General features: G+C 44.0%; 10 protein-coding genes. 7 read left to right on the top strand and 3 right to left on the bottom strand.

Annotation, left to right across the window (positions count from 1 at the left end):
- Nucleotides 1–10: 10 nt before the first annotated feature.
- Entirely contained in the window at nucleotides 11–3,046 is a 3,036-nt protein-coding gene (locus L3V35_RS15340; protein WP_237300200.1) for an FAD-binding and (Fe-S)-binding domain-containing protein, read from the bottom strand.
- A 221-nt stretch (nucleotides 3,047–3,267) separates the two neighbouring features.
- Between L3V35_RS15340 and L3V35_RS15335 the strand changes: the two genes are divergently transcribed.
- From L3V35_RS15335 to L3V35_RS15305, 7 genes are all read left to right on the top strand, one after another.
- Complete coding sequence (locus L3V35_RS15335) at nucleotides 3,268–3,951, top strand: DUF3334 family protein (RefSeq protein WP_004733423.1); 684 nt, start codon at nucleotides 3,268–3,270, stop codon at nucleotides 3,949–3,951.
- A 208-nt stretch (nucleotides 3,952–4,159) separates the two neighbouring features.
- Nucleotides 4,160–4,849 carry a DUF2786 domain-containing protein gene (locus L3V35_RS15330; protein ID WP_004733422.1) on the top strand — a complete coding sequence of 230 codons (690 nt, stop codon included), beginning with the start codon at nucleotides 4,160–4,162 and terminating at the stop codon, nucleotides 4,847–4,849.
- Between the two features lie 142 nt (nucleotides 4,850–4,991).
- Complete coding sequence (locus L3V35_RS15325; protein WP_004733421.1) at nucleotides 4,992–5,660, top strand: OmpA family protein; 669 nt, start codon at nucleotides 4,992–4,994, stop codon at nucleotides 5,658–5,660.
- A 158-nt stretch (nucleotides 5,661–5,818) separates the two neighbouring features.
- Nucleotides 5,819–6,877, top strand: a complete 1,059-nt coding sequence (locus L3V35_RS15320) for a tetratricopeptide repeat protein (RefSeq protein ID WP_237300199.1) — start codon at nucleotides 5,819–5,821, stop codon at nucleotides 6,875–6,877.
- Between the two features lie 165 nt (nucleotides 6,878–7,042).
- The gene (locus L3V35_RS15315; protein ID WP_017059767.1) at nucleotides 7,043–7,231 is read left to right on the top strand and encodes a hypothetical protein; all 189 of its coding nucleotides are present in this window, start codon (nucleotides 7,043–7,045) and stop codon (nucleotides 7,229–7,231) included.
- 386 nt (nucleotides 7,232–7,617) lie between these two features.
- Nucleotides 7,618–8,025, top strand: a complete 408-nt coding sequence (locus L3V35_RS15310; RefSeq protein WP_004733418.1) for a SulA-like leucine-rich domain-containing protein — start codon at nucleotides 7,618–7,620, stop codon at nucleotides 8,023–8,025.
- Nucleotides 8,026–8,356: 331 nt separating this feature from the next.
- Entirely contained in the window at nucleotides 8,357–9,460 is a 1,104-nt protein-coding gene (locus L3V35_RS15305; protein WP_237300198.1) for a phosphoribosylaminoimidazolesuccinocarboxamide synthase, read from the top strand.
- A gap of 160 nt (nucleotides 9,461–9,620) precedes the next feature.
- On the opposite strand, the gene L3V35_RS15300 is transcribed toward L3V35_RS15305, so the two are convergent.
- Both L3V35_RS15300 and L3V35_RS15295 read right to left on the bottom strand, forming a co-directional pair.
- A complete protein-coding gene (locus L3V35_RS15300; RefSeq protein WP_054547386.1) occupies nucleotides 9,621–9,998 on the bottom strand; it encodes a hypothetical protein in 378 nt (125 codons plus the stop codon).
- 203 nt (nucleotides 9,999–10,201) lie between these two features.
- Nucleotides 10,202–12,580 carry a helicase-related protein gene (locus tag L3V35_RS15295; protein ID WP_237300197.1) on the bottom strand — a complete coding sequence of 793 codons (2,379 nt, stop codon included), beginning with the start codon at nucleotides 12,578–12,580 and terminating at the stop codon, nucleotides 10,202–10,204.
- Nucleotides 12,581–12,663: the final 83 nt, after the last annotated feature.

Raw genomic sequence — 12,663 nt, 5'->3', positions numbered from 1 at the left:
GCTAAATGTATTAAAGAATTTTTGCTAGCGCTTGCAATGGGTGAGCAAGCTTCTCACCTTCAAAACGCTTCACTTGGCTACGGCAGGAATAACCCGTCACCAAACAGCGATCTTTTGGTAAGTCCTGCATTTGAGGCTTCCAACTTAGACCGTATATATCTTTCGACATTTGAAGCTTATCGACTTCGTGCCCGAAGGTGCCCGCCATACCACAACAGCCGACAGGAACGCTGGTTAACGCAGCGCCAAAGTGTTTAAAGATAGCGCCCCACTCTTTTTCAGCGTTTGGCATTTTGGTTTTCTCAGTACAGTGAGCGAACAAATACCACATCTCTTCACTTGCCGAACGCGCTTCGAACTCACCTAACGATGGCATTAACCATTCATGCACCGTCAGTACATCAAAATCTCCGCGCTTGTCAGCCAAGATCTCGACGTATTCATCGCGGTAACAAAGCACAAGTGCAGGGTCGACACCCACTAAAGGGATACCGATATCTGCAACCATCGACAAGAAGTCAGCGGTTGATTTAGCCTCACGTGCAAAACGACTTAAGAAGCCTTTAATGTGCAGCGCTTTACCATTTGGTTTGAACGGCAAAAGCACCGGAGTTTTGCCAAGTTTCTGAGCCAAGGTAACGAAGTCTTCAACTACTTCCGCATCATAGAAGCTAGTAAACGGGTCTTGAACGATCAGCACATGCTGTTTCTTCTGCTCAGAAGAGAGCCCTTCTAGATATTGAAGATCGAAGAGTTGCAGCTCTTTGCTCGCTAAACGATTTTTAAGTGTAGGCACCGACATCAACGGTGCATCGACATAACCGACCGTTTTCGCCGTTGCGGTTTGAATCCACTTTTGACCCAATGCAGCGTTCACTACTTTTGGCGCTTTCGCCATCAGCGGCAGCATGGCTTCAATGTTGGCGACTAAATAATCTTTTGCTGGGCGTTGGTAGCGTGAGTAATAGATATTCAAGAATCGAGAACGGAAACTTGGCACATCGACTTTAATTGGGCACTGACTCGCACACGCTTTACACGCAAGACAACCGTTCATCGCTTCGTGAACTTCATGTGAGAAATCGTATTCATGGCGTTTGTTCATTGTGTTACGAACACGTTCCACCATGGTTTTGACCGGAGTATTGTCCTTCAGCGCTTCTTGCTCTAAATCGAGAATATCGACGCCTTGTTCCGTTAACTGACGCAACCACTCTCTTACCAAACCTGCGCGGCCTTTTGGCGAATGACGACGGTCTGCAGTGACTTTCATCGAAGGACACATTGGCGAGCTCGTATCGTAGTTGAAGCACAAGCCGTTACCATTACATTCCATGGCTTGTTTGAAGCTATCACGAACTTGTACGTCGATCTGACGGTCATAGAAGCCACGCTTGGTATCGGTGACTTTCACCAACTCAGCATCGCTTTCTAATGGCGTACAGATCTTGCCTGGGTTCATCTTGTTGTGCGGGTCGAACGCTGCTTTAACACGTCTTAATTCGGTAAACAGTTCCTCCCCAAAGAAGTCAGGGCCATACTCAGAGCGGAAGCCTTTTCCGTGCTCACCCCACATCAAGCCGCCGTATTTAGCCACCAACTTAACCACTTCATCAGAGACTTCGTGCATCAGTGCTTCTTGCATCGGGTCACACAGATCAAGTGCCGGACGAACGTGTAATACGCCCGCATCAACGTGACCAAACATGCCGTAGTTCAACTCTTTTGAATCGAGTAAAACTCTAAATTCAGAGATGAAATCGGCCAAGTTTTCCGGTGGTACACAGGTATCTTCAGCAAAAGCGACCGGCTTAGCTCGACCTTTCGCCGCACCTAACAGACCCACCGCTTTCTTACGCATGTTGTAGATTCGGCCAATGCTCGCTAAGTCGCTGCATACTTGGAAGCCAATCACACCAGCTTCTTCGGTTTCAAGCATGCTTTCAAGTTGTGCCGTCAGTGCTTGAACTTGTTGTTCAACTTCCGCTTCATCTTGGCCTGCAAACTCAACCATGTTGATGCCAAGCATCTCTTTATTGGGAACATCCATAAGCAGGTCGCTCACGGTGTGCCAAACGATGTCTTGCTTCGCTAGGTTCAATACTCTTGAATCAACCGTTTCTACAGACAGCGCTTTCGCTTCTACCATGAACGGCGCATTACGCAGCGCAGAATCGAACGTGTTGTATTTCACGTTGACCAGCGTTCGCGCTTTGGGAATCGGCGTTAGGTTGAGCTTTGCTTCCGTAATGAAGGCTAATGAACCTTCCGCACCACACAGTACACGTGTAAGATCAAAGCTGTCGTCTTGTTCGTTGATTGCGTTCTTTAGATCATAACCTGTTAAGAAGCGGTTCAATGGTGGGAATTTATTAAGAATTTGAGCGCGCTTGTCTCGACAAACGGCTTCAGTAACCGCAAGGGCATGGTGAGCAAATTCACCCTCAACTGGCAAGCCGTGCGATAAATCAGACTCTAGACACGAACCATCGGCGAACACCGCTTGTAGCGACAACACATGGTCGGACGTTTTTCCGTACTTCAACGACCCTTGGCCCGAAGCATCGGTATTGATCATGCCACCTAAGGTTGCTCGGTTACTGGTAGAAAGGTCTGGAGAGAAAAAGTAACCGTAGGGACGTACCGCATCATTCAATTGGTCTTTAACGACGCCAGACTGAACTCTTACCCAGCCCTCTTTCTCGTTTATCTCAAGAACCTTATTCATGTGTCGTGAAAGGTCAACCACGACACCTTTCGTCAACGATTGTCCGTTGGTTCCGGTACCGCCACCACGAGGGGAAAAGGTCACGCGTTCGTAAGCGGATTTAGCACCCACCTGACCGAGCAACACAACGTCTTGAGTTGTTTTAGGAAGGATGACCGCCTGCGGCAATTGCTGATAGACACTGTTATCAGTCGCCACAGCCAAACGGCTAGAATATTGAGATTCAATGTCGCCAGTAAAGCCCGCTGTTTTTAGTTCATCTAAAAAGCGTACGACTACTGGATCGACATCAGCATTAAGTTGAAGTCTTGGTAACATTTGCTTCCTGCCCCTACTTCGCTGATCCTATCAGCATTGGGTTATCTGAGATTTTTAATAATTTTCTTTGAATTTCGTCACTTTACTACTATTAAGATCATATAAAAAGGTGATCAAATCAGAATCTCAGTGCAAGAATGGAGAAATAGTCACTTTCGTCTTAATTCAGTCCAATATACTGAATAACATTTTGTTTAAGACATCTCCATGAGCACATCACAATGAAAAAAAACAAAACAGTCACAACTGAAGATATTCTTCTTAAGCTATGCCAATCAGTCTCAAGCGTACTCACTTCAGCGACGGCTTCTCAGGTGTCCTATTCAGCTATGGTTCAAAAGATCAACAAGACAAGTCTGAAGCCAGACTTTGGTTGTTTCGTCTTATTTGACGGTGGCTTTTCTGGCCTTGTTGTCATCAATTTTACGTCTAAAGCCGCGCTAGAGATCTATACCAATTACATGCGTAACATGGGCATGCCAGAAGATGAGCTGGCGGTACTGCACACTTCAGACGAAGTGGGCGATGTTTTAGGTGAGTTAATGAACCAGTTAGTTGGTGATTTCACCAATAAGATCCGTAAAGAACTGCAAACCAACATCACACAGAACCAACCGAAAATGCTGGCATTGAACAAACAAGTAAACCTTTCTGTTGATACTAATCTCGATCGTCCACAAGCCCGTCGTGTGACCTTCTCGACTGCAAACAACAACATCTTCTACCTAGAGCTTGCAATGGATAAGACAGAATTCATCCAATTAGAAGAATTTGAGATCGCTGAAGACGAATGCCCAGACAGTATTCTTGAGGCTACTCAGAAAAAAATGCAGGAAGCGAATAAGCCCGCTCAAAGTTCAGGTAATGACTCTGCAGCCGATCTACTCGATGAACTTGGTATCTAGTTTGCTAATGCTCTAGTTAATCCGGAAAATCGTGTCACTAACGCCATCAATACGCTTGATGGCGTTCTTGTATTACCCAGAAGCCATCTCTTCCATCCTTCATAATGGCTCACCGCGTAATAACAAATGACTTTTGACTTTGCTGTTACCTGCCAAAACATGTAAAATGTCGGACTTTTCAAAATTTGCGGTAATGATTAAGTAGTCGATGGATAAGAAAAAAGCCCTAAAGAAAATTGCCAAGTGCCTTGAGCTTGGAAATTCTGCGAACGTCAATGAAGCGGCCAATGCGATAAAAATGGCGCATAACTTGATGCTGAAATATGGTCTCGAGAAAGACGATATTGAATTTATCAAGATGGGGAAAACTCAGTCCAGTCATCTGTTACCTGCAAATATCAGCTCTACACTGCTGCGTGTTATTCGTGGTATTAACACCAAGTTTGGCGTAGAAGCCGTATTACTGAACCACAAAGGCCTTAAGCGTGTGGAGTTCATTGGTGAAGCTGATCGAGCGATCTTTGCTGCCTTTGCTTTCGATATTATTTATCGCGAATTGAACGAGCATACGGGTCAATTCAGAAACAGCTTTGCAGGATCTGGTACAGGAACTCTCGAAGTCACTCGTCGTGTAAATTCTTACGTCTCTGGTTGGGTAGAAGGTGCGCTTGAAAAGTTGCCTATCATTACCCCGGACGACGAGTCAAACAACAAAATCAATAACTACATTGATAAAGAATTTGAAAATATTGACCGTGAAACCTTCAAACAACAACTCAGAGAAGCGATGAAAAACCTCACCGCTGACTATGAAGTTGGTTTGAAGAAAGGTCGTAAGCTTTCGGTAAACCGCCCTGTTGGCGGAACTCAAGCGGCTAAAAAAATCACCAAATCGTAGAGCATGCCATTTAGCTAAATCATAATGCTTGCTCTTTACATTTCCTCAGCACATTGTTAAAACCATCAATAATACTTATAGGACTATATGTTTGTCATTCGCAATCCATGCGTTTGACAGAAGTACATGATGGAGAAATACGTTGAAAAAAATCACACTAGCCCTAGCGCTTACTGTCGCTCTAACGGGTTGTCAGGCAACTCAACGCCAAAATGCTACAACAGGCGAATCTGAGACGAACTCTGCAACTCAAGGCGCTCTAATTGGTGCAATCGCTGGTGCCGTTGCTGGTGCTGCTACTGGTGACGATTCTAAAGATCGCCGTAAACGTGCACTCATCGGTGCTGCTGGTGGCGCCGCAGTTGGTGGTGGTATCGGTTACTACTTCGACCAACAAGAAGCTGCACTTCGTGAAGAACTCATGAACTCTGGTGTTCAAGTTGAACGCGTTGGTGAGAACCAGCTTCTACTTCGCCTAGAAAACGGCATTGGTTTTGGTTCTGGCTCTTACGCTTTAGAGTCTAGTATTCACAACACACTTCGCGGTGTTGCTCGTATCTTAGTTGAATACCCAGACACTAGCCTAGTGATCGACGGTCACACTGACAGCACTGGCAGCGAGTCGTCTAACCAAATCCTTTCTGAGCGTCGTGCTGAATCTGTTCGTGCATTCTTGATCTCTCAAGACGTTGCTGCAGGTCGTGCCATTGCTCGTGGTAACGGTGAACGTTACCCTCTATGTGACAACAACACCTCTCAAGGTCGTGCTTGTAACCGTCGCGTAGAAATTCAAATCTTGCCGCTTAAGTAGCACGATTAAAGCCCAGTTACCTTTATCTATTGAATTAACCACTATATAGTTGCTTGTCATTCGTATCGCTTATTTTAAGCGTTACGACTTAACACTCAGGCACATAGCGTATTCATCCTGATACATCGGGACTGGGCTTTTTTTACGAGACTTATCTTTTGCTTATCCTATCCAACTTCTGGTCATCGTCATTTCTTAGGCCTCTATTTGTAGCCCTCATCTTTTCCACGATACAGTTGTCCATTCCACATTTCGTTCACGCGAAAAGCAGTGATGAATTTTCATTAAAGTCACAACCTCAAGACCCAATATCTCAATATCAACTCGCTCAAGCTTATGAATCGGGTGTCGACGTCCCTTTGAGCACCAGCGATGCATTTTATTGGTACTCGCAATCAGCGGATAACGGCAATGCAAATGCGCAATTTAGGCTGGCTGAATTGTATTTATCAGGGACAGGTGTAGAGCAAAGCAACAAGCTAGCTTTAGAATGGTTTATCAAATCAGCATTGCAAGGTAACAAACACGCCTCTGTTGAGGTCGCAAAGATCTATGAGTCCTCGCTTGAGAAAGATCTACTTCAACCATTAGATGAAGCGCAGTTATGGTATGAAGCAGCCTTAAAAGACAACCCTGATGCAGAAGGTGGTTACAATCGCGTTCTCGAAGCCCAATTCAACCAACAACGCGCCAAGCAAATCTCTTCGATTGAGCGGCTCAATGACGGCATCGATACAGAAGCCAGCGCAAGCCAAGAGATGTCTGGTCAACAACGACCTAATCACGAGCTAACAAGCTCTGACTATATAAGTAGCGCAGTACTGGCCTTTTTAATTGTAATAGTGAGTATCAGCGCGACTCTGGTTGTATCGCGAAAGCGACAGATCCTGAAGTCTGGTGAGTTAAATCAGCAACAACAGACACTTGAAGCGCAGCTTAGCGCGAAAGACTTCACCATCAAACAGCAAAAGCGCCAACTTCAGACTATCTATAACGAGCTGAAGAAGCAGAAAAACAACAAGAGTTTGAACAATTTTCAGGTAGCCTGTGCGCTATTTGGCTACACGCCTAGCTCAATTCCGGACCAGAAAAGCATCAAGATACGATACAAACAATTATCAAAGATCTACCATCCAGATGGTCACGGATGTGACGAAGAAATGAAACGTTTGAACAATGCGCTAAAAACCATTTTACAAAATGTTACAAAACCGTAAACAACTACACATATTAAATTTTCAAGGTCGCAAAGATATCGATTTTATTAGTGTTGCAATCGATCCCCCTCTCAAAAACGGGTAACAAACTATTAACTAATGGGTCTTACTTGTGTCATAATTTGCGCCGAAAATACACCTGACTTAAACAGGTGAGGAGAGAATATGTTCACAATAGAAGGCGTTTGTGATTGGTGCAAAAAGCCAAGCCTAGTTAAAAAGCACGACTATCTAGATGGTAAGTGTCATCATGCATGTAATGAATGCAATGATATTGCAACCATTGATGTTCGCCAGTTCAATATTGGTGAAATGGAAATGAGAGCAAAACTCTCCCAAGCGACATTGAGATAAGCAACACCGTTGAAATATAAGAAAGCGCCTAAGGCGCTTTTTTTGTGTCTGTGGTTTTAGATCTTCTCTCTTCTCTCTTCTCTCTTCTCTCTTCTCTCTTCTCTCTTCTCTCTTCTCTCTTCTCTCTTCTCTCTTCTATACAGGCGTATACAGTACTTTTCTGTCAAAACCACTGTATACACCTGTATAAAGCTCACATTTTTTCAAATTATGAGACAAAACAACGAATTCATTCGAATTTAATTTATTAAATAATTTCAATAACTTAACAATATCACACCTATAACTTCAGACAAAATCGTCCAATAATCCCGCAAAAAACGCTTGATCTTATAAGCAACTAAAACTACTGTATACACATACAGCATGTATATAAGGACAGCAAAATGATTCAAGCACACGTTAAAGCCCAACACTCTAGCCCGCTAGTTCACTGCGCATTTACATCAGTTTCTCGTAAAAGCAAAAATTCAAACGAGGAAGCGTTATTTGCAAGAATGGCGTTGCTGTCCAACCAACATCAGTGGCTACTATTTACCGCTCAAACACCGAGACCATCCGCTAAGCAGCTGAAGCAACATAATGTTTGCTGCGACCGAGTTATTCATATGAAAGCCTCTCATCAAATGACTGAGGTAGAAACCGTCGAGAAAGCCATTCGCTCTAAGAATGCGAGTGCGATTGTGGCAAGTGCATCGATTGATCAATTCAGTCAGCAATACCTAAGAACATTAGGAATGCGCTTTCAGTGTGAAGTCTTCTTTATGGATGCGAATTCAGAGCGCATTCACTAAGCCACCTTGCTTAATAAAATTTTGGCTTAATAACATGTTGGCTCAAAAACATGGCCCACAAACATAGCTTAATCGTTTAGCTAACAAACTTAAGTTAACTTAAGTTAACCGCATAGCTCCAAAACACAGTCCAAATATACTGCCTTCCCCTGCCCTACGATTCACCTATTTTTTGGCGAATTGTTAGGCGGGGGTTTTTATTTAAACAATAGATTTAGCAATCGTTTGCTTTTTATCTGGAAGGAAATAGTAGATTGAGTATAATGCCCGTCTAATCATGTGCACACCGCACTTCTCTGTATGACGTTTGATAAAAGATAGGAATGTCTAAATGAGCCTTGCTGATCAAGTTCTTGCCGTAAATGATGACCTACCAATCCGTACTGACAAACCTGTCCACAGTGGCAAAGTTCGCTCAGTCTACTGGTTAACTGAAGAAGATAGTCAACGACTAATCAAAGAGAAAGGCTACGATGTAGCACCAGATGCACCTTTAGCAATCATGGTGATCAGTGACCGTATCTCTGCATTTGATTGTATCTGGCGTGGTGAAGGTAATCTTAAAGGTGTTCCAGGTAAGGGAGCGGCTCTGAATGCTATCTCTAACCACTGGTTCAAATTGTTTAAAGACAACGGACTTGCTGACAGTCATATTCTTGATATCCCTCACCCGTTTGTATGGATTGTACAAAAAGCTCGCCCAGTTATGATCGAAGCAATTTGTCGTCAATACATCACAGGTTCAATGTGGCGTGCATACGCAAACGGCGAACGTGAATTCTGTGGTATCGAAATGCCGGAAGGTCTCGAGAAAGACAAGAAGCTACCTGAGCTACTGATCACGCCTTCAACAAAAGGGATTTTGAAAGGTATCCCTGGTGTTCCAGAAGCTGACGATGTGAACATCTCGCGTAACAACATCGAAGATAACTTCGCAGCGTTCAACTTTACTCAAGCAAGTGACATTGCGCATTACGAAAAGCTGCTAAAAGAAGGCTTCAACGTTATCAGCCAAGCACTCGCGAAAGTCGACCAAACCTTTGTCGATACAAAGTTTGAATTTGGTTACGTCAACGATGCTCAAGGTAAAGAAAAGCTGATCTACATGGACGAAGTGGGTACTCCAGATTCATCTCGCATTTGGGATACTCAGGAATACAACAAAGGTAACATCGTTGAAAACTCTAAAGAGGGGTTCCGTCAGTTCTTGCTTAACTACTTCCCTGATGCAGACATCCTTTTGAACAAAGAACGCATGCCAGAACGTGAAACATTAGCTCGTGACAATGAGTTGCCTCTTGATTCACTGATGTCTCTGTCTCGTACTTATCTTGATATCGCAGCGAAAATCACAGGTGCAGAGATCGTACTGAGCGAAAATCCTAAGCAAGAAATTATCGATGTACTGCGTGCTGACTATGGTCTAGTTGACTGATTGCATTCTAGAAAGCGAGTAAGCTCGTAAACACAAGTTCCAGATACTAAAAGGGCCTCATCATTATTGAGGCCCTTTTTACATGTGCGGTTTTAATATTATTAGAGCTCGCTTCTAAGCTCTAAGCTCTAAGCTCTAAGCTCTAAGCAATACTGAGAGATTACAGCTTGATAGTAAACTCTTCTCCAGTATTCTCGGCAATCACTAAATGACTGCGCGTCTCGATGTACTCTATCTGCTCTTCTTCAAGAGAATATGGCATAACAACTTTGAGCTCATTGATCCCTTCCAGCCTAGCCAGCTTAAGTAAGGTAACAATGTTTGACTCATCACTTTTACGCGTCGACATTGATTTTAATGCCATCTGCCATAAACGATCTTCAGGGCTTGCTAGCTCTTTAATGCTATCTCGCCAGACGGTACTGAATACTGGCGCAATTGTGGTTAGTGCTTCCAGAAAAGTCCATTTTTTACTGCATGAGGCGCCAAGAAAGGTTGTGTAATCGAACTCTACACGCGTCTCTATCTGTTTATCCATGATGTCCCCCGACACTTTGACAACACAATATACTCAATATCTATCAACTCTTTCTTTATAGCAATAGGATATAGAAGAATAGTCTTTTATGACCTTTTGATTGGTTAAAAAGGCATATAAAAATCAATTTTGTAACAAAATAAGCACTGAATAATCATATATGCACCTATTTGATTAATATTTTAGAGATAAAACTTATCTATCTATTTTATATCAATTATCCGGCTCGCTTTTTTGTATTGAATACGCCAGCCAGACCATGTTGGCAGCTCCCAGCGTTTTGGTGATAACTTTCGGCTACCCGATTGATAGTGCACGTAAATCAGCTTTCGCGCGGGCAAGTATTCTACATCGAGTTGTAAGTCGGCAAGGCTCAGTGCAAACGGGTATTTTTCAGAGAACTCTGAATAGAGCCATTCTGGGATACCATCAAATGGAATGTCTGAATGTTCAAACATTTCTAGCTCGCTGACATCGGTAACCCCTAACACCTCAAGCTGTTGTATAAACCATAGTTCAAAGCTAAGTTGCTCGATCTCAGGAGTATATTTTGTTTGTTCATCGAGCCCAAGTTTTACATACAACTGCCAGTGTCTGATTTCTTGAGTACGAACCTTTGCAAAACCGGGCAGTTGGACGCCTTTTAACACAAAATCGACAATAGGCTTTAATGATAGTTGCCCTTCAGCCGCGACGAGCTTAGTCGTAATTGTACGGCCTGCGTACACCAAAGCCATCTCGGTAAAGACTCCATCATCATTTACTCTTGTTTCACCTTGCTCCCACTCTCCTAGTTCAGCTTCAATGATAAGCTCAAGAGGAATAGGTGCCGTGACCGTCGCTAAGGTCAGTGTTTGCTTAACACCTCTTCCCGGCAAACTATGAGTATCAAGCACCAACATCGCTTGTGCATTGTCCGGGAAACGATTCTGACAGCCAAGTACTACCTCTAACACTCCATTAGCAAAGGCTTCTTTCCTCTTCAGTCGGCGCACAAACACCAGCTCAGGATGTAAATGCACAATAGTCTTAAGCAGTTCAATACGTTGGAAACGTGACGCGACTTCTAACTGAGGAAGTTCAAACACCTCACGCATTTGCTTTGCCAGCCCTTGTGCTTCATTCAGTGCCTGTTGGTCGATTTCTAAATGCGGATAATCGCGACCACGAACAATCTGAATTAACAGGCTTAAGTCACACCCTTCTTTCTCTTGCTGAGCCAGCGCTTCCAAATGTTCTGCATTGTTTGGTAATTGGTACAAGCGAGCAGGAACGGACAACGCAGCCGTGAGATCGACCATCGCTTCTTTTAATGCTTTGGTTTTGATTCGAGTAACAATATCGGCATACAAAGCATCAATCGGCAACGGATACAGCTTTTTGCCATGCTCGGTAATTTGATGGTCGCTATTAATCGCCTCCATCGTCAGCAAGGTTTGAGTCGCGCTGTTTAATGACTTCTCAGGAATAGGATCAAGGAAGGACAAGGTCTCAAACGGAGCACCACAACATGCCGCCGCAAGCATAGGTTCGGTCAACTCTTCACGCTGCAATTCAGGTGGCGTGACTAACTCTAACGCCGCATGTTCGCCATATAGACGAACACAGACACCATCCATCACTCTACCCGCGCGGCCAGCTCGTTGTTTGGCACTCGCTCGTGATATCGATTTAAGCATCAGTGTGGTTCTTCCGTTTCGTTGAACGGTGCGTCTTTCTAATCCTGAATCTATCACCACACCAATATCAGGTATGGTGAGGGAGGTTTCAGCAACATTAGTAGCAAGAATGACTTTTCTCAGGTCATTACCTTCAGTATTAATATTACGACCCGATAACGCTAAATCTCGTTCTTTTTCACTGACCGACGCATGCAACTTCACCACTTGGATATCTGGATTTTTTGCCAAGGCTTGTTCACATTGCACGATCTCTTTTTTACCCGGCAGGAAAACCAAGATATCGCCATGTGAAGCGATCAGTTGATGATTCACTTCTTCAGCAATGCGTTGCTCTAGATGTCGAATATCGGGCAGTGCTCTTGACTCATTAGCCCTGTGTTCAATAGCAACTTGATAAGTTCGGCCTTCACAGCTAATTCGATTCGCATCCAAGTAATGAGCAAGACGCTCCCCTTCAATGGTTGCTGACGTGATCACCAAGCGATGGCTTTCTTTTTGTTTGAGAATCGCCACCAGCAGATCAATGTCCCAGCGCCTCTCGTGAAACTCATCCACCACAATCACATCAAAACTGGCTAATCCATCTTCTGATAACCAACGCAGCGCGATACCGGGAGTCACAAACACAACGTTAGTTTGCTCGTTGTACTCCGACTCAAGCTTAATCGCATAGCCAACCTTGTCACCAAGCTTCTCACCCGACTGCTGTGCGAGGTATTTAGCTAATGACGTACACGCGATACGTCTTGGTTCCACCACCAGCACTCGCCCATGCTGAGAAGCCCAAAGTGGCAAACGCGTTGATTTACCCGATCCGGTTTCAGCTTCGACTACAAGGTGAGAATTGGCGATTTGCTCGTGGAATACGTTTTGATAAGAATCGATAGGAAGTAATGACATAAAAAGGAGGAGTCGCGAAAAAGTGTGAGCGAAGTATAACGAATTATGGCGCTAGAATTCGATAAGTGTGGGACATGGGTAAG

The sequence above is a fragment of the Vibrio sp. L5-1 genome, from assembly GCF_021728315.1.
Taxonomy (GTDB): Bacteria; Pseudomonadota; Gammaproteobacteria; order Enterobacterales; family Vibrionaceae; genus Vibrio; species Vibrio splendidus_K.
This window is presented reverse-complemented; position numbering and strand designations above follow the sequence as displayed.